Annotated in this window: 17 protein-coding genes; 2 read left to right on the top strand and 15 right to left on the bottom strand. The window is 37.7% G+C overall.

The window, feature by feature from the left end; genetic code table 11:
• Window positions 1-31: 31 nt before the first annotated feature.
• From HMPREF1495_RS12265 to glgB, 7 genes are all read right to left on the bottom strand, one after another.
• The gene (locus tag HMPREF1495_RS12265) at window positions 32-604 is read right to left on the bottom strand and encodes a DUF1836 domain-containing protein (RefSeq protein ID WP_034215466.1); all 573 of its coding nucleotides are present in this window, start codon (window positions 602-604) and stop codon (window positions 32-34) included.
• A gap of 72 nt (window positions 605-676) precedes the next feature.
• Window positions 677-1,879: a cofactor-independent phosphoglycerate mutase gene (locus tag HMPREF1495_RS12270; protein ID WP_034215318.1), complete on the bottom strand. Its 1,203-nt coding sequence runs from the start codon at window positions 1,877-1,879 to the stop codon at window positions 677-679.
• A 17-nt stretch (window positions 1,880-1,896) separates the two neighbouring features.
• Window positions 1,897-2,652: an amino acid ABC transporter ATP-binding protein gene (locus tag HMPREF1495_RS12275; protein ID WP_034215321.1), complete on the bottom strand. Its 756-nt coding sequence runs from the start codon at window positions 2,650-2,652 to the stop codon at window positions 1,897-1,899.
• Window positions 2,653-2,658: 6 nt separating this feature from the next.
• Window positions 2,659-3,309 carry an amino acid ABC transporter permease gene (locus tag HMPREF1495_RS12280; RefSeq protein WP_034215470.1) on the bottom strand — a complete coding sequence of 217 codons (651 nt, stop codon included), beginning with the start codon at window positions 3,307-3,309 and terminating at the stop codon, window positions 2,659-2,661.
• 155 nt (window positions 3,310-3,464) lie between these two features.
• A complete protein-coding gene (locus HMPREF1495_RS12285; protein WP_034215324.1) occupies window positions 3,465-4,310 on the bottom strand; it encodes an amino acid ABC transporter substrate-binding protein in 846 nt (281 codons plus the stop codon).
• A 227-nt stretch (window positions 4,311-4,537) separates the two neighbouring features.
• Window positions 4,538-5,467, bottom strand: coding sequence for a mechanosensitive ion channel family protein (locus HMPREF1495_RS12290; protein WP_051402838.1), 930 nt, complete (start codon window positions 5,465-5,467; stop codon window positions 4,538-4,540).
• A gap of 41 nt (window positions 5,468-5,508) precedes the next feature.
• Window positions 5,509-7,752, bottom strand: coding sequence for a 1,4-alpha-glucan branching protein GlgB (gene glgB / locus HMPREF1495_RS12295; RefSeq protein WP_034215327.1), 2,244 nt, complete (start codon window positions 7,750-7,752; stop codon window positions 5,509-5,511).
• A 487-nt stretch (window positions 7,753-8,239) separates the two neighbouring features.
• Here glgB and lepB point away from each other — a divergent pair, with 487 nt between their 5' ends.
• On the top strand, window positions 8,240-8,779 hold the full coding sequence (gene lepB / locus HMPREF1495_RS12300) for a signal peptidase I (protein ID WP_009662907.1): 540 nt from the start codon (window positions 8,240-8,242) through the stop codon (window positions 8,777-8,779).
• Between the two features lie 62 nt (window positions 8,780-8,841).
• Here the strand turns inward: lepB and HMPREF1495_RS12305 are convergent, their stop codons facing one another.
• Genes HMPREF1495_RS12305 through HMPREF1495_RS12340 form a run of 8 tightly spaced genes read right to left on the bottom strand, consistent with a single transcriptional unit; the run spans window position 8,842 to window position 16,622 of the window.
• Complete coding sequence (locus tag HMPREF1495_RS12305; protein ID WP_034215333.1) at window positions 8,842-10,206, bottom strand: PFL family protein; 1,365 nt, start codon at window positions 10,204-10,206, stop codon at window positions 8,842-8,844.
• Window positions 10,207-10,214: 8 nt separating this feature from the next.
• Window positions 10,215-10,487, bottom strand: coding sequence for an ACT domain-containing protein (locus tag HMPREF1495_RS12310; protein ID WP_242832909.1), 273 nt, complete (start codon window positions 10,485-10,487; stop codon window positions 10,215-10,217).
• 20 nt (window positions 10,488-10,507) lie between these two features.
• Window positions 10,508-11,302 (bottom strand): MBL fold metallo-hydrolase, encoded by a 795-nt coding sequence (locus HMPREF1495_RS12315; protein WP_034215335.1) that lies wholly within the window; start codon window positions 11,300-11,302, stop codon window positions 10,508-10,510.
• Between the two features lie 4 nt (window positions 11,303-11,306).
• Window positions 11,307-11,867, bottom strand: a complete 561-nt coding sequence (gene coaE / locus HMPREF1495_RS12320) for a dephospho-CoA kinase (protein WP_034215338.1) — start codon at window positions 11,865-11,867, stop codon at window positions 11,307-11,309.
• Complete coding sequence (polA, locus tag HMPREF1495_RS12325) at window positions 11,867-14,509, bottom strand: DNA polymerase I (protein ID WP_034215341.1); 2,643 nt, start codon at window positions 14,507-14,509, stop codon at window positions 11,867-11,869. The genes coaE and polA overlap by 1 nt, the downstream gene beginning before the upstream one ends.
• Window positions 14,510-14,519: 10 nt before the next feature.
• Entirely contained in the window at window positions 14,520-14,855 is a 336-nt protein-coding gene (locus tag HMPREF1495_RS12330; RefSeq protein ID WP_034215344.1) for a zf-HC2 domain-containing protein, read from the bottom strand.
• A gap of 1 nt (window position 14,856) precedes the next feature.
• Complete coding sequence (locus tag HMPREF1495_RS12335; protein ID WP_007596063.1) at window positions 14,857-15,333, bottom strand: methylglyoxal synthase; 477 nt, start codon at window positions 15,331-15,333, stop codon at window positions 14,857-14,859.
• 14 nt (window positions 15,334-15,347) lie between these two features.
• Window positions 15,348-16,622, bottom strand: coding sequence for an SPFH domain-containing protein (locus HMPREF1495_RS12340; RefSeq protein WP_034215347.1), 1,275 nt, complete (start codon window positions 16,620-16,622; stop codon window positions 15,348-15,350).
• A 192-nt stretch (window positions 16,623-16,814) separates the two neighbouring features.
• On the opposite strand from HMPREF1495_RS12340, the gene HMPREF1495_RS12345 reads away from it, so the two are divergent.
• Complete coding sequence (locus HMPREF1495_RS12345) at window positions 16,815-17,183, top strand: RidA family protein (protein ID WP_007596054.1); 369 nt, start codon at window positions 16,815-16,817, stop codon at window positions 17,181-17,183.
• Window positions 17,184-17,290: the final 107 nt, after the last annotated feature.

The raw sequence follows: 17,290 nt of genomic DNA on the forward strand, positions 1-17,290 counted from the left end.
AAAATTTTCTTACTTATTCATATCTTTCGGCTCAAATTTTATTCAGAATATATTCAATTAAATGTTGCTTAAAATATACTTCCATTACAATATCTGATAAAAAAGTAAATAACTCAACATTTTCATCTTTTTTGTCAAAGGCATCCACTTTATTCTTTGCATACTCAAGTCTTTTTTTCAAATCATCTACAATCTCGTTTTTTTTGTCATCCTCTATGCGAACAAGAATATCATACAGCTTCGACAAAGACTCATCTCCCTTATCAAAGCTGTTGTATATACTCAAATCACAGAGCCTTTTAATATCCGCAAAGGAGAGTACATTCTTGTAAAAATATATAAGTATAAGGAGCATCACATGATTCTTGGTATATTTTTTCTTATCGGAAGGCGGCAAAAGCTTGTTCTTCGTATAATTATTGATCATGGTTTTTGTAAGAAGCTTATCATCCTCCTCTCGTTTGAAACCCTCAAGCTTCTCGTCAATAAAACTTGTCATCTGATCCATATACAAAGAAATATCCGGGATATCTTCCGATTTTACAATATCCAAGCCCTCAAAATGCTTTATCATATCATTGATAATTTCTTTATTGGTTTTCATAACATCAGTATATAGTATTAAAAACCATATATCAAGTAAAATAAAAGAGCCGCCGGTAAGCGACTCCATATCTTATAATTTATTATTGATAAACTTCTCTAAAAGTGTATATCCTTCCTCTATAAATATTCCGAATTCTTTTGCATTCTTTTCCGTATAAGTTATTGCAACATCCGTTTCATTATTTGATCTGTATATTTTAAAAGGAACAGGGTCTGAAGAATGGGTCTTGGTCTCGATAGGTGTCGGATGATCCGGCATTATAAGCATTGCAAAGTCTTCATTTGCTTCTCTAAGCGCCTCACAAAGAGGTCCTACAACTCTTTCATCAATTCGCTCCACCGCTAATATCTTACCTTCAGTATCTCCATGATGTCCGCACTCATCCGGTCCTTCCAGATGAATATATAAGAAATCATTTCCATCCTCAAGCAAAGTCTTTTTTGCAGCTGCAAGCTTACCCTCATAATTGGTGTCCACAGTACCTGTAGCACCTTCCACATCAATGCTCTCCATTCCGGCACTGATGCCGATACCTTTTATAAGATCCACAGCTGAGATAACGGCACCCCTAAGTCCGTTTTTCTTTTCAAAGTTTTCTACATTAGGTTTTGTACCTTCTCCCCAAAGCCATATGGAGTTTGCAGGATTCTTACCTTCCGCCTTTCTCTTTAAGTTCACAGGATGATTCTTTAAAATACTATAGCTTCTTTCCATAAGAGATAAAATCTTATCATTTTTCGGTAAGTATTCACCTATTACTCTGTCAGATATATCATGTGGAGGTGTAAGATCAAGTCCGGTCTTTCCGTTGTCCCATATCAAACAATGTCTGTATGATATTCCGGGATAAAACTTGAATTCATCATCTCCAAGCTCTTTTTCCACTGTTTCAATAAGCTCTCTTGCCTCTTCAGTAGATATCTCACCTGCTGAATAGTCAAGCATTGTTCTTTTTTTCGGATCCTCCTCGTCTGATAGAGTAACCAGATTACATCTTATTGCAACATCTGTTTCTTTCATATTTATGCCGATACTTACAGCCTCAAGCGGTGATCTGCCTGTGTAACACTTAAGCGGATCATATCCCATTACCGCAAGGTTTGCCACATCACTTCCCGGCTTTAACTCCTTCGGCACTGTTCTTGCCATACCGAGTACACCCTTAAGTCCGTCAATATGTGGCTTTTTAGCTACATCAAGTATTGTCTTATTGCCAAGTTCAGGAATATCTTTATCCGCCATTCCGTCTCCAAGTATAACTATGTATTTCATATTTTCCACCTTTTTGTTTATTTGCTTAATGCACCTATAAAATTCTTCATTCTTTCATTAGTTGATGCAAAGACTTCCTCAGGACTTCCCAACTCAACTATTACTCCGTCAGACATAAATATTACCTTGTCGGATATTTCTTTAGCAAACGCCATCTCATGTGTAACAATGACCATGGCAATTTTTAAATCAGACAAAGATTTTATTACTCTGAGAACTTCTCCTGTAAGCTCAGGATCAAGCGCGGATGTCGGCTCATCAAAGAAAAGTATCTTTGGATTTAGTGCCAATGCTCTGGCAATAGCAACTCTTTGAGATTGACCGCCCGAAAGCTGATAAGGATATGCTCCTGCTCTATCCTCAAGCCCCATCTTCTTTAGCAGAGAAAAGGCTTCTTCTTTCACTTCTTCCTTATCCCTTTTTTGTACTCTTATCGGCGCATCACAGATATTTTGCAATACATTCATATGTGGGAAGAGATTAAAGTTTTGGAATACAAGGCCGAAGTATTCAGAAATTTCTCTCAATTTACTTTGACTCTCATAAACCGCCTTACCACCTACACTTTTACAAACTGTATTCTCGTTATAGCTAAGCTCTCCGTCATCCATATCTTCCAATAATGTAGCACAACGCAAAAGTGTGGATTTGCCTGAACCTGACGGACCTATAATACTTAAAATTTCACCTTCTTTTACTTCCAGTGATATATCCTTTAAAATTTCCACACCGCCAAAGGATTTCTTTACTGATTTCATACTTAATAATGACATAATCACCTACTTGTAATATTCTAATTTCTTCTCTATTGCTTCCATTACAAACGCTACTATTAAATTAAATATATAATAGAACAATGCGGCGCACACAAAGGGTAACATACTTGTTGTACTGCTTGCAAGTGCCTTTGCCATTGTAAACATCTCCGCCACACTTATTGTAAAGGCCAAAGATGTATCCTTTACCAAAGTTATTACCTCATTTGTTATAGACGGCAAAATTCTCTTTATTACCTGTGGAAGTATTATAACAAAGAAAGTCTGAGATTTACTATATCCCAATATCTTTGCGGCTTCGTACTGTCCGCTTGGCATGGACTGAATTCCGCTTCTGTATATCTCTGCAAAGTATGCCGCATAATTTACCACAAAACCGATTATGGTAGCAACTATCCTGTAATTTCCCGATGTGGATACTCCAAAAATATAATAAGGTCCGAAGTATACAACCATCAGCTGTAACATAAGCGGTGTACCGCGCATTATTGAAATATATACCTTGCACAGATATGAAATAAACTTTATTTTACTAAGTCTGCCAAAGGCGACCAACAATCCCAAAGGAAGTGAAAGTAAGAGTGTTACAAAAAATATCTGTATACTTACCAACATTCCGGGGACAAGCTTTAACGCAATATCAAGAATACTCATAAAATCTCCAATCAGTGTAAATATCTTACTATTATATCCTTTATTTTGCAATCCTACCATAAGTTATTTCTTAATGCTTTGCAGGATTGCAAAATAAAAGTCTTATATTTATAAGAAAAAGAAAACGCCGGCAGATATCTGTCGGCGCCTTAATTTTACTCTAAAGTGGTAACATCCTTACCAAACCATTTTTCTGAAATAGTTTTCATTGTTCCGTCCGCTTTCATATCTTCAAGTGCTTTTTGTACTTCATTTCTTAAAGTTTCATTTCCAAGCTTAAATCCGATACCGTATTCCTCACTTGAAAGCGGTGTATCAAGTACTGTAAATCCGTTTCCGCCTCTCTTTGTAATCTGATAGTTTGCTACTACACTGTCCATTGCAATGGCATCCACACCACCCATCTCAAGATCCATAAAGCCTGTATTATAATCCGCTACAGTCTGTAATTTACCGAAAGTATTTGCAAGTTCCGTGTTTTCCTTCAATGCAGCCTCTGCTGATGAATCTGTCTGAACCTCTACAGTCTTTCCTGCAAGATCCTCTATCGAATCAATACTTGAATCTGATTTTACAACAAAAACCTGATCGTTTTTCATATATGGCTTTGACCATGTGTACTTATCTTCTCTACCCTGAATACTGAAGCCGTTCCAGATACAGTCAATATTTCCTGATGTAAGCTCCATATCCTTTGCATCCCATGCTATAGGCTGATATTTGATTTCTTTGCCCATTCTCTTTGCAACTTCAGCCGCTAGCTCAAGGTCAAATCCTGTGAACTCTCCGTCATCTCCTACAAAGCCCATAGGTGGGAAGTCTTGATCAAATCCAACTGTAAAAGTAGACTTATTCTCTGATGCCGCTGTGGCAGTATCATCCGACTTACTCTCCACCGCACTTGTGTCTGCTGATGCTGATGTGCTCTCTACAGTCTTTGCTGATGAACAACCTGCCAACATAATTGTTGCTAAGATTCCAAGTAAATAAATTTTTTTCATAAATACACCTCGTAACTTTCTTTGACTTTTGTTTTCTCTTTATAGTTCATTATGGTAGCATACTAAAGTGTATCTGTCAACACTTTATTTTACTACTATACTAAAGTGTTTTAACATCGTATATTTACATAAAAAAAGCCGCTGTACTAATCATATTCTATAATATATGTTAAGTATTTACCCAACTCACATTATAGACTTTAGTACAACAGCTCTTATATAATAATTTATTTATCTTTATTAATCAAAGAATTACCGGATTCATTAATATGTACTTCCAACTGATTGTATGGAATCTCTATTCCGTTTTTATCAAATTTAACCTTGATTTCTTCTATAAGTCCCCATCTGACGGTCCAATAATCGTCAGTCTTACACCAGGCTCTTCCACCAAGGATTACGGCAGACGATGCCAAATCACTGACATAGGTCAAAATCTCTTTATTTTTTAATACCAGTCCGTTTTCATCAATGGCATCTTTTATAAGCTTCTTTGCCTTTCTGATATCGGAATCATACGACACACCTACTTGAATATCTATTCTTCTGGTATCATTTGCGGTAACATTTGTTATAACATCGTTTGCAAGCGCACCGTTGGGTATGGATATCCTCTTATTATCGGGGGTCAAAAGTATTGTATAAATTACTCCTATAGTATCTACAATACCCTCAGCCTTCGGTGAAACTATATAATCACCCCTGACAAAAGGTCTGCAAAAAAGTATTATCATTCCGCCCGCAAAGTTGCTTAAGCTTCCCTGCCAAGCAAGTCCTATTGCAACACCTGCAGAACCAAGTATCGCTACCACACTAGCCTGATTTATTCCCAGCCTTTCGGCCAGTCCAAGTACTACCAAGGCATACAGTAATACTTTCAGCGTGGACAGAAGAAACTTTCTTATAGTCAAATCAACATTTATCTTTTTCAAAAACTTTTCAAGCATTCGTGATAAAAATTTTATCACCTGACCGGCTATAATAAATGTAATAATCACTATCACAATATTATAGGCGATTGCCAATAATACCGGAGAAAGTTCTTTTAAAGTCTGCATCATTACACTCGGTTTAAGCTTTTCTATATCCTGTGCTACAGACTCGGCCACTTCACTTTCGGAAATACTCGGTAAACTTGAACTTATTTCACCGGTCATATAAATTCCGGTAAAGCTTTTTAATATATTATAAAAATCCACTATTTCGCCCACTTAAATATTATTGTAGCCATTGGAGGAACCTTTATCTTAAGTGAATTCTCTCTGCCGTCCACTTTTTTCTTGACAGATTTCTTTGCTCTCTTATTTCCGACTCCGCTTCCGCCATACTTTTTATCATCTGAATTGAAGATCTCGGTATATGTACCCTTATATGGAACACCGATTTCTCTTTCATAAACAACCGGTGTGAAGTTGCATACCACAACCAGTGTGTCTTCCTCATTCTCGGTCTTTCTGAGGAATACAACCGTACTCTCATCCTTTGATGTACAGTTTATCCACTCGAAACCGTCAGGATTGTAATCAAGCTTATAAAGTGCAGGATAATCCAGATAAAGTTTATTTAAAGCCTTGGAATACTTTTGCATCTTACTGTGAATATCGTAATCCAGCAGATTCCACTCAAGTGATACATTTTCATTCCACTCATTCATCTGACCGAATTCCTGTCCCATAAAGAGAAGCTTCTTTCCGGGATGAGTCATCATATATCCATATGCCGCTCTTAGATTCGCAAACTTTTCTTCCTGAGTTGCCCCCGGCATCTTTCCTGCAAGAGTAGCCTTACCGTGAACCACCTCATCATGACTTAAAACAAGAATGAAGTTCTCACTGTAGTGATAGAAAAGTGAGAATGTCAAAGCATTATAATCTCCGCTTCTAAAATATGGGTCAATCTTCATAAACTCAAGGAAGTCATTCATCCAACCCATATTCCACTTATAATCAAATCCAAGTCCGCCTTCATTTAGATCACCGCTTACCTTAGGCCATGCTGTAGACTCCTCGGCTATCAAAAGGCTTGAAGGATTTTTCTTTTTGTAAATTGAGTTCAGATGCTTTAAGAACTCTATAGCATCCAGATTTTCATTGCCGCCATATATATTGGCAACCCACTCTCCCGAGTTCTTACCGTAATCAAGGTAAAGCATGGAAGCTACCGCATCCATTCTTATACCGTCAACATGGTATTTATCCGCCCAGAAAAGTGCATTTGAAATAAGGAAGTTGCTTACCTGAGGTCTTGCATAATTATATATCAATGTACCCCAATGCGGATGTGCACCCTGTCTGGGATCTGCATGCTCATACAAATGACTTCCGTCAAAACATGCAAGGCCGTGCAAATCTCTTGGGAAATGAGCAGGTACCCAATCAAGTATTACTCCGATTCCCTTCTTATGCAAATAGTTTATAAAGTACATGAAATCATCCGGTGTACCGTATCTGCTTGTAGGGCTGTAATATCCTGTCACCTGATAGCCCCAACTTGCATCAAGCGGATGCTCCATTACAGGCATAATCTCCACATGGGTATAATTCATCTTCTTTACATAAACAGAAAGCTTATGTGCTATCTCACGATAATTATAGAATACGGAGCCGTTTACTTCCTCACCGTTCTCATCATACTGCATTTCTTTTCTTATCCATGAGCCGAGGTGTAATTCATAGATATTCATTGCTGCAGATTCATTTATCTTTGTAGACTGGATATTTTCTCTGTCTTTCATCCAATCCTCATCACTCCATTCAAAGCCTGAAATATCCGCAACTATACTTGCAGTATTCGGTCTAAGCTCGGAATAAAATGCATAAGGGTCGGACTTTAACATAGGCTCTCCCTTTTTTGTCTTTATTTCAAATTTATAAAGACTGCCTACACTGACTCCCGGTATAAATATTTCAAAAACTCCGAAATCACCGAGTCTCTCCATCTGATGTCTTCTGCCGTCCCAAAGGTTGAAATCACCTACAACAGATACTCTCATAGCTTCAGGAGCCCATACCGAGAAGTTTACACCCTCCACACCTGAAATTGTCATAGGCTTTGCACCCATTTTTTCATAGATTTCATAGTTGATTCCGGCATCAAATTTTGATAGATCTTCCTCGGAGTATATACTGTCAAAGGAATATGGATCTGATATTGTCTGTTCTACTTCATTATCATATTTAACTATAAATTTATATTTAAACTCCTGCTTTCTTCCCACAAAGCATGCAAAAAATCCGGCTTCATCCATACATTGCATTGCAACAGGATTTTTGTTCCCGTCAATCAACAGCGCCATCTCTTTTGCACTTGGTATAAAAGCCTGAACCAAAAAACCTCCATCCACTCTATGTGAACCGAGAATCTTTTTCGGTCTGTCACATTCTGAATAAGTGATCTCCTCTATCGCTGCCCAATCCATCAAATCATATAAATTCTTATCCATAGCTTAACCCTTCCTTCTAACATTCTGAGTAACAGTTCAGATAATATACTGCCTGATTATCCGCTCCATAACATTTATATAGATTATACTATTCTTTTGCAAAACATGAAAGTAAATGTTATAAACTACACTGTTTAAATATGACTAATATTACTTATAATTTTTATACGTCATTATACTTTTTTACATCTATCTTATATCCCTCAAGTTCCGATTCCAAGACTTCAATTCTTTTAATATTCGATTTGCTTTTTTCAAAATGTAAAAATGCAACCATTACTTTAATAAGGCCTCCTAATCATTTACTATGTATACAACTATTATACCATAAAACAAAACACATGATGTTTAAAGTATCCCTAAATCTGTTTATTATTATTTTCATAATTATTTTATCATTTGGTTGTATTATAAATTCAATTATCGTAAAATAGTATGAGTTCAAATAAAGAAAAAATTGTGAGAGAAAATTAGATTGGAGAAGATGATGAATAACAATTCAGATTTTGACGTTGTAAAAGAAATTTTCAGTTGGATTTCTATAATAGTGGTAGCTGCTGTGATAGCGCTTGTTTTAAACCTTTTTATTATAGCAAATTCGAGAGTACCGTCTGCATCTATGGAAAATACTATAATGACAGGGGACAGAGTTGTCGGATTCAGACTCACTTATCTTTTCCAGGAACCGAAGCGTGGGGATATTATTATATTTAAATTCCCTGATGATGAGAGTCTATACTATGTAAAGAGAATTATCGGTGAGCCGGGAGATATTGTAGATATCAAGGACGGCAAAGTGTATTTGAACAATTCCGAAACTCCGCTTGAAGAGGATTATATAAAGGAGCCTATGATACCTGAGGCCGATATGCATTTTGAAGTACCTGACGGAGCTTACTTTTGTTTAGGTGATAACAGAAACAATTCCGCAGACTCCAGAAGATGGGTACACCCCTATGTTTATAAAGAGAAAATAATTGCAAAGGTAATCTTCCGCTACTTCCCGGGATTTAAGATGTTGAAGTAATATGAATTGAATTTGAAAAACAGGCATATCAATGATCATATGCCTGTTTTTTGATATATAATTTAATTCTTAAAACTATGTATAGGTGCAGGTATTCTGCCGCCTCTGTTTACAAATTTCTCACATGAGAAGCCGTTTACAGGCATTATAGGAGCATAGCCTAAAAGTCCTCCAAACTCTACCACTTCTCCCTCGCCTTTGCCGATAACAGGTATAAGTCTTACAGCGGTAGTCTTTTGATTTATCATACCGATAGCGGCCTCATCCGCAATAATACCTGCTATTGTCTCCTCTGAAGTATCTCCGGGTATTGCAATCATATCAAGACCTACAGAGCATACACAGGTCATTGCCTCAAGCTTTTCCAAAGTCAAAGCTCCGGCATTCACCGCATCTATCATACCCTGATCTTCCGATACAGGAATAAATGCACCTGAAAGTCCTCCTACATATGAAGATGCCATAACACCGCCCTTTTTCACCTGATCGTTTAAAAGTGCAAGTGCCGCTGTAGTTCCCGGTGCACCTACTCTTTCAAGGCCTATTTCTTCAAGTATTTCAGCTACCGAATCTCCTACGGAAGGTGTCGGTGCCAATGAAAGATCTATTATTCCGAAAGGAATACCAAGTCTTTTTGACGCTTCTCTTGCAACAAGCTGTCCGACTCTTGTAATCTTAAATGCCGTCTTTTTTATAGTCTCACAAAGCACCTCAAAGTTTTCGCCTTCGGCTTTCTTTAAAGCCGCACGTACAACTCCCGGTCCGCTGACACCTACATTTATAATGGCATCCGCCTCTGTAACACCGTGGAATGCACCTGCCATAAAAGGATTGTCATCAGGAGCATTGCAAAATACCACAAGCTTTGCACAACCGATAGAATCTCTGTCGGCTGTCATAATTGCAGTATCTTTTACTATTTTTCCCATAAGCCTTACAGCATCCATATTAAGTCCGGTCTTTGTTGATCCCAAGTTTACAGAACTGCAAATAAAGTCCGTCTCATTCATTGCCTGTGGTATTGACTCGATAAGAAGTCTGTCAGCCGCAGTTATTCCCTTTGAAACTATGGCTGAATATCCGCCCAAAAAGTTTACACCGAGGTCCTTTGCAGCCTTATCAAGTGTTTTTGCTATCTGTACAAAATCTTCTTTTGTCGTGCAGGCGCTTCCACCCACCAAAGCGATAGGTGTGACCGATATTCTCTTGTTTACAATAGGTACACCGAAGTCCTTTGATATTTCGTCACCTACTCTTACAAGGTCCTTTGCGGTACTTGTTATCTTATCATATATATTTTTACAAAGCTTATTCAGATCCGTATCTATACAGTCAAGCAAGCTTATTCCAATAGTAATAGTTCTGACATCCAACAGATCCTTGTCGATCATGTCGTTAGTCTCTATTACTTCAAACATATTCAGCATAATTCCTCCTAGAGTCTGTGCATGGATTCAAAAATTTCTTCTTTTTGAGCTTTTATCTTTACTCCAATCTCCTCCCCGAGTACATCCAGATCCTCAACAACTTTTGTGAATTTTTCAGTGGCATTTTCCATATCTGTAATCATCATCATATTGAAATATCCGCTCACTATTGTCTGTGATATGTCCAGTATATTTATTTTATTTTCCGCAAGATATGTACATACTCTTGCTATAATACCTACTGTATCCTTGCCTACTACAGTTATTATAACCTTGTTCATAAAATTCTCCATTCCTAACACTACACATAGCAAATTTCAGATAAAGCATCTCTTTTTGCCACTTCTATATCAAAATCCTTAGGATTGTAAGGTCTCTCATCCGCAAAAATTTCATATCTTACACTTTCAAGAGCCAACTCCGGAAGATTGTTCTTATCTGAAAGATGTCCCAAAAAGATTTTCTTGATATTTTCATTTAAGATCTCACATATAAGCTTTCCGGAATTTTCATTTGAAAGATGTCCTCTTTCACTTAATATTCTTCTCTTAAGCTCATAGGGATAGGGACCTGTTTCAAGCATTCTGATATCATGATTTGCTTCAATAAGTAATGCATCCAGATTTGAAAGATTATCCACAATATCCTTTGTATATCTTCCAAGGTCCGTAGCTACCGCAATTTTTTTATTTCCGCACTCCACCCTGTATCCGAATGGCTCATTTGCATCATGGTCTATATCAAATGCCAAAACTTCCAAATCTCCAAGACTTGTATATTTCTTTGATTGTACTATATGAAAATAATCTTTAATTTTAGCGTATTTATCTCTGTCTTTTAAATATCTGAGCGTACCTTCCGAAGCATAAACCGGAATTTCATTTTTTCTTACAAAGACTTCAAGACCTGATATATGGTCGCTATGTTCATGTGTCAAAAATATTCCTGAAATATCTTTTCCGCAAAGCCCCAATTCGTTCAGTCTTGTCTCTATTTTTTTATTTGAAATACCTGCATCCACCAGAATATGGGTATTCTCACTGCCTATATAAGTGGAATTTCCGTCACTTCCGCTTGCCAAGCTAACCAGTCTCAAAGTATCACCTCAAAGCCTCTCTAATGTTTTTCTCCAAATCAGACCTGGATCCGTTATTTTGTATAATTTTATCTGCAATAGACTCAAACTCCGACTCTTTCGGCTGCTTTTCGATTATCTGCTCAATTCTCTCTTTCTCAAGCCCTCTTGATAATATAAGTCTCTCTGTTCTGATTTCAATATCTGTATACAGATACCAAATCTCATCATAGATATCTTTATTATCAGGCATAAGTGCCTGCTCCACCACATTCAATCTGTTTTCTAAAAGTCGGTTTCTGATTTCTTCATATACCAGCGGATGTATTATACTGTTTACCAGCTTTAATTTTTCTTTATCATAGTAAAGTATATCACCTAATTTTTTTCTATCAATGTTTTTTTTATCATCCAGTATGATATCCCCAAAAACAGACCTAAGGGCAGTGTAACCTGCCCTGTCTTTTTCATATAAAAAATGTGCCACTTTATCGGCTTCTATGATATTTGCAGAATACTCTTCTCTAAGTATATTCAAGGCTTCACTTTTTCCTGAGCCTATACCTCCCAAAAGCAAAATATTCATTATTTTGCCTCCAACCAGGTTTTTCCTATATGAGCATCCACTTCAAGCGGAACTTTAAGGCTTACCGCCTCTCTCATCGCCTTTTCTACAAGTTCTGAAACTTTTGCCGCCTCATCTTCTTTTACTTCCACCAAAAGCTCATCGTGGATTTGTAATACAATTCTTGCATCAAATCCGCTCTTTTCAAGTGCCTCGTCCACTTTCAGCATGGATATTTTCATAATATCCGCAGCACTTCCCTGTATAGGAGAATTCATTGCAACTCTGTCACCGAATGATCTGGTCATAAAGTTTGAACTCTTTATCTCAGGTATCGGTCTGATTCTGCCAAACATTGTCTTTACATAGCCTTTTTCTTTGGCATCCGCCACCTGTTTATCCAAAAACTTCTTTACACCGCCATATATCTTAAAATAATTGTTTATATAATCCAGTGCTTCTTTTCTGGATATACTTAAATCTTCAGAAAGTCCGAATGCGGAAATACCGTATACCACTCCGAAATTTACGGCCTTGGCATTTCTTCTAAGCTCCGGTGTCACCTCCTCAAGCGGCACATGGAAAACCTGTGATGCCGTAGCCGCATGAATATCCGCTGCAGAGTGATAGCTTTCTATAAGTTTTTCATCCCCTGAAAGTGAAGCCAAAACTCTAAGCTCTATTTGTGAGTAGTCGGCGTCCACAAATACATAGCCTTCCTTCGGTACAAATATATCTCTTATCTTACTTCCCATCTCGGTTCTTACCGGAATATTTTGCAGGTTCGGATCCGTAGATGAAATACGTCCTGTAGCGGTAATTGTCTGATTGAAGGTACCATGTATTCTGCCGTCTTCTCTTATATATCCCGCAAGTCCTGTAGCATAGGTCGAATTAAGCTTTGTAAGCTGACGGTATTCAAGTATATCTCTTATTATTTCATGCTCAGGCGCAAGCTTTTCAAGTACATCCGCTGCAGTGGAGTAACCTGTCTTTGTCTTTTTTCCGCCTGAAAGCTTGAGTTTTTCAAAAAGTATCTCTCCAAGCTGTTTTGGAGAATTTATATTAAAGCTTTCTCCTGCTTTTGTTGTTATGCTTTCTTCAAGCTTTGCTATTTTTTCAAGCAAGGTATCAGCATATCTTTTCAGCCTTTCTTCATCCACTCTTACTCCGGTGTTTTCCATCTTCGCAAGTGAATATATCAAAGGCATTTCCACATTTTTATAAAGCTCTGTAAGTTCCAAACTTTCAAGCTTTGCTAAAATATTTTCTCCGGAATGAAGTGCCACATAGCTTTCTGTAGCAAAATAATTTATTGCCTTTTCATCGTTAAATCTCAAAACTTCATTGAGCTTAGCCTTGCCTATCATCTCAGTCTTTGAAGAGCAGGCACTTCCCATATAATCTCTTGCAATATCCTCAACAAAATAGCTGTCTTTTAAAGGATTTATAAGATATGCCGCCACTGAAATATCATAGAAGTTCTTTGCAGCCTTCATATCTTTTACAAGCTTTATAAGAGGCTTTAATGAAAGTGTATACTTTCTTGCATCCAAACGGATAATCTCCTCAAGTATATCCGCAATATTTTCCAAATCCTTTATGATATAGGATTTATTTTCCAAGGTAATTGATATGGCATAAAGCGAATTTACATGATAGCTCTTTATAGCTGTCTCTTCCAGGCATACGGAAATACCGAATTCTTTTGAATCTTTCAGCTCATTGTAAAGGCTCTCCCATGCATCCTGTTTGTCAATTACAGTTGTATCAAGTTCTATACTCGCTTCCATCTCTACATTTTCATATCTTTTAAGGAATGATTTAAACTCAAGTTTATTTATCCATTCAAGACTCTCTTTGGTATAGAGATTTCCAACTTCCATATCCGAAATATCGGTTTCTATTGGAGCGTCGGTCACTATAGTAACAAGCATCTTTGAAAATTTTGCATCCTCTATATGCTCACTAAGTGCTTTTGAAGCTCTTGGCGGCTTTAATTCATCCACATGCTCAATTGCATTTTCTATGGAATGATATTCCTGTATGATTTTTGTAGCCGTCTTTTCTCCTATGGAAGGGACTCCGGGCACATTATCGGAGGTATCTCCCATAAGAGCCTTTACATCTATAAACTCCTTCGGTGTAACACCATATTCATTCATTACATCCTCAGGAAGGTAATCATGAACTGTTGTAACACCCTTTGAAGTCTTTGGAATCCTTATCTTTATATGTTTATCGGACAACTGCAAAAGATCTCTGTCACCTGATATTACACTTACAAAAACTTCATCGCTTTGATATCTCTTTGCAATGGTTCCTATAATATCATCAGCCTCATACCCTTCCTTGGTAAGTATAGGTATATTCATTGATGAAAGCACATCCTTTATAAGCGGAACCTGCTCTCTGAGTTCATCAGGCATTGACTTTCTTGTGCCTTTGTATTCCGCATATGCCTTATGTCTAAATGTCGGGGCAGACAAGTCAAAAGCGACTGCTATATAATCAGCCGCCTCCTCGTCCAAAATCTTGAACATGATATTTAAAAAACCGTAAACCGCATTGGTATGCAATCCCTGTGAGTTTGAAAGCTCAGGAACTCCGTAAAATGCTCTGTTTAAAATACTATGTCCGTCTATCAGAACTAATTTCTTCATATATCTCCTACTAAAAGAACCAAATTCGTAATTGCATCATGGCAATAATAAACACTCCGAAAAACATCAGTGTATTTATGGAATACTTAAGCACCCTACCTATAAATAATATAAAAATCTTCTGGTAGGCCTCTCTTATATGGCTGTTTAGAGCTGCAGTCAGATTGTAATCGATATCTTCACCATCCGACTTATCCAGGCCCACATCAACAATATAATAGATTTCCAGCTCATCCATACATGCTTTGCAACCCCTTACATGTTGCAAAAAATCCCTTGTTTCTTCAATTGAAAGCTCATCATGTATAAAGGGTATGATGAGCTTTCTGGCTTCTCTGCAAGTCATTTTATGACATTTCCTTAACCCTTTGTGAAACGTTCTCTTTGAAATTTATAACATCATGATCGTATTCGGTATCCATAAGTGATGATGTTATTATAAAGTCCGCACTGGATTTGTTTATAGCCATAGGTACATCATATACCTGAACTATACGAAGCAGTGCCTTCACATCAGGGTCATGAGGTGCCGCAGTAAGCGGATCGGTAAAGAATATAACAAAGTCAATCTTTCCCTCCACTATTCTTGCACCTATCTGCTGGTCTCCACCAAGGGGACCTGAATTGTATCCCTTTACGGTAAGACCTGTTTTTTCGGTTATAAGTCTGGCTGTAGTTCCTGTTCCGTATAATTTATGCTTTGCCAAAACATCCTTATGTTCTTCACACCAGTTTATAATATCAGGCTTTTTGCCGTCATGTGCAATCAATGCAATATTTTTCTCTTTTGGTATCGTAAGTGTTACTTTATCTATATTATTCATAATATCTCCATTCTTTAGAACGGTTTTCCACACTCAGGACAGAATTTCGGCGGATTGCTCGGATCATTTGGAGTATATCCGCAAGCTGAGCAATGAATTGAAGCTGCCACAGGCTTTGGCTCTCCGCATTCGGAGCAAAACTTTCCGGTATTGTTTCCATGTCCGTGACTGCAGGTCCATGTAGTTGCCGCCTGCTGAGTACTGCCCTGCTGAGATACTACGTTTTGCTGCATGGTATTTGCCTGCCCGGCCTGATTCATCTGCTGCCTTACCTGCTCATCTGCAGCCATCTGATAGAGCTGATTTGCATTTATTCCGCCCATCTGGGCTGCCATATTCATGCCCGCAAATCCCATCATTGCACCGCCTGAATTTTTTGCCGCATCTCTCATAGCATCAGCCTGAGCCAAAGTAAGGTTTGCGGCTGCCATAGATGCCTTCTGGAATACAGCTGTTCTTTGGAGCTGCTTTATGAGATCCTCATCTTCCGGTGGAATGGATATTCCGCTTATTGCAAATGAAACAATTTCAATTCCCAGTCTGTCACCCCATTCACTTGACATTATACTGTTAAGTTCATCTGAGAGTTCCTTTGTATGATTTGGAATATCACTGTATCTGGATCCTATTCCTGAAAGTCTTCCGAATGCCGGCTGAAGTGAATTCAAAAGATCTGCAGTCATCTGCTGTAAAATCAGTCCGTCAAGTCTATAATCACCGTCTACATTTCCTGATACATTTTGATAAAAAAGCAGAGGGTCCACGACTTTAAAAGAGTAACTGCCATGACATCTGATTTTTGAATCGATATCAAGTCCGATATTTGAATCAACTATTCTGTATGGTATCGGTGAAGTTGTACCGAATTTAAATCCGGGTATCTCTTTTGTATTCACATAGTAAACTCTGCTGTCTCCTGTAGCTCCACCGCCAAATGCAAGTCTGTTCTTAAACTGTTCCCAGGTTCTTTTAACTGTCTCTTTCAGATTACCTGCAAAAATCGTAGGCTCTTCAGTGTTGCTGTAAACATATTTTCCGGTTTCCGCACAGACATCCTTTATTCTTCCGTTTTCCACAACTATCATACACTGTCCGTCTGCCACTGCAATGATGGAACCGTCTGTAATAACATTATTTGTGGATTTATTATTTGAACCTCTTTGGTCCACTCTTTTCTTACCCTTTGTTACAATTATATCCCCTTCCAGCGAATCTTCATAGAAATAGTCTCTCCATGAATCTGCCAGTACGCCACCTGCGGCACCGCTTATAGCTGAAATAAGTCCCATAGATTCTAACCTCCTGTTACGCTTAATCTTTGAAGCAATAATAATGTAATTATATCAATTTTTTACAATCAATACCAGTAAATCAATTCTTAAATATTTATAATCAAATAAAATTCACATACAACAGTAAAAAGAGGGTGTACAAATCTAAAAATTAGTATAAAATATAAGAAAAAGAAAAAGGAGATTCACATGAAAGTAATCGATACAAAAAATGCGCCGGGTGCAATAGGACCATATTCACAGGGATTTATCACAAACGGACTTGTTTTCACATCAGGACAGATTCCTGTAAATCCTGCTAACGGTGAGGTTCCTGAGGGAATCACAGCACAGACAGAGCAGAGCTGCAAGAATGTAGCCGCTATCTTGGAGGCTGCAGGTTCAGGAATGGACAAGGTTGTAAAGACAACATGTTTCCTTGCAGATATCGCTGATTTCGCTGCATTCAATGAAGTATATGCAAAGTATTTCACATCAAAGCCTGCAAGAAGCTGCTTCGCTGTAAGAGACCTTCCAAAGGGAGTTCTTTGCGAAATCGAGTGCATCGCTGAGGCATAAAATAAAATATTTTAATTATAAATCGGCTCTTTCTTGTGAAGAGTCGATTTTTTTATAAATTTTAACTCCTTTTTTGCGAATAATTCTCACTAAATATTGTCTTTTAT

This window comes from Lachnoanaerobaculum sp. MSX33 (assembly GCF_000512995.1).
Taxonomy (GTDB): domain Bacteria; phylum Bacillota; class Clostridia; order Lachnospirales; family Lachnospiraceae; genus Lachnoanaerobaculum.

Excerpts from the sequence above, each read along its gene's own strand:
- HMPREF1495_RS12265 (WP_034215466.1), bottom strand. The coding sequence starts at position 604 with ATGAAAACCAATAAAGAAATTATCAATGATATGATAAAGCATTTTGAG.
- HMPREF1495_RS12270 (WP_034215318.1), bottom strand. The coding sequence starts at position 1,879 with ATGAAATACATAGTTATACTTGGAGACGGAATGGCGGATAAAGATATT.
- HMPREF1495_RS12275 (WP_034215321.1), bottom strand. The coding sequence starts at position 2,652 with ATGTCATTATTAAGTATGAAATCAGTAAAGAAATCCTTTGGCGGTGTG.
- HMPREF1495_RS12280 (WP_034215470.1), bottom strand. The coding sequence starts at position 3,309 with ATGAGTATTCTTGATATTGCGTTAAAGCTTGTCCCCGGAATGTTGGTA.
- HMPREF1495_RS12285 (WP_034215324.1), bottom strand. The coding sequence starts at position 4,310 with ATGAAAAAAATTTATTTACTTGGAATCTTAGCAACAATTATGTTGGCA.
- HMPREF1495_RS12290 (WP_051402838.1), bottom strand. The coding sequence starts at position 5,467 with ATGACCGGTGAAATAAGTTCAAGTTTACCGAGTATTTCCGAAAGTGAA.
- glgB (WP_034215327.1), bottom strand. The coding sequence starts at position 7,752 with ATGGATAAGAATTTATATGATTTGATGGATTGGGCAGCGATAGAGGAG.
- lepB (WP_009662907.1), top strand. The coding sequence starts at position 8,240 with ATGAATAACAATTCAGATTTTGACGTTGTAAAAGAAATTTTCAGTTGG.
- HMPREF1495_RS12305 (WP_034215333.1), bottom strand. The coding sequence starts at position 10,206 with ATGCTGAATATGTTTGAAGTAATAGAGACTAACGACATGATCGACAAG.
- HMPREF1495_RS12310 (WP_242832909.1), bottom strand. The coding sequence starts at position 10,487 with ATGAACAAGGTTATAATAACTGTAGTAGGCAAGGATACAGTAGGTATT.
- coaE (WP_034215338.1), bottom strand. The coding sequence starts at position 11,867 with ATGAATATTTTGCTTTTGGGAGGTATAGGCTCAGGAAAAAGTGAAGCC.
- polA (WP_034215341.1), bottom strand. The coding sequence starts at position 14,509 with ATGAAGAAATTAGTTCTGATAGACGGACATAGTATTTTAAACAGAGCA.
- HMPREF1495_RS12330 (WP_034215344.1), bottom strand. The coding sequence starts at position 14,855 with ATGACTTGCAGAGAAGCCAGAAAGCTCATCATACCCTTTATACATGAT.
- HMPREF1495_RS12335 (WP_007596063.1), bottom strand. The coding sequence starts at position 15,333 with ATGAATAATATAGATAAAGTAACACTTACGATACCAAAAGAGAAAAAT.
- HMPREF1495_RS12340 (WP_034215347.1), bottom strand. The coding sequence starts at position 16,622 with ATGGGACTTATTTCAGCTATAAGCGGTGCCGCAGGTGGCGTACTGGCA.
- HMPREF1495_RS12345 (WP_007596054.1), top strand. The coding sequence starts at position 16,815 with ATGAAAGTAATCGATACAAAAAATGCGCCGGGTGCAATAGGACCATAT.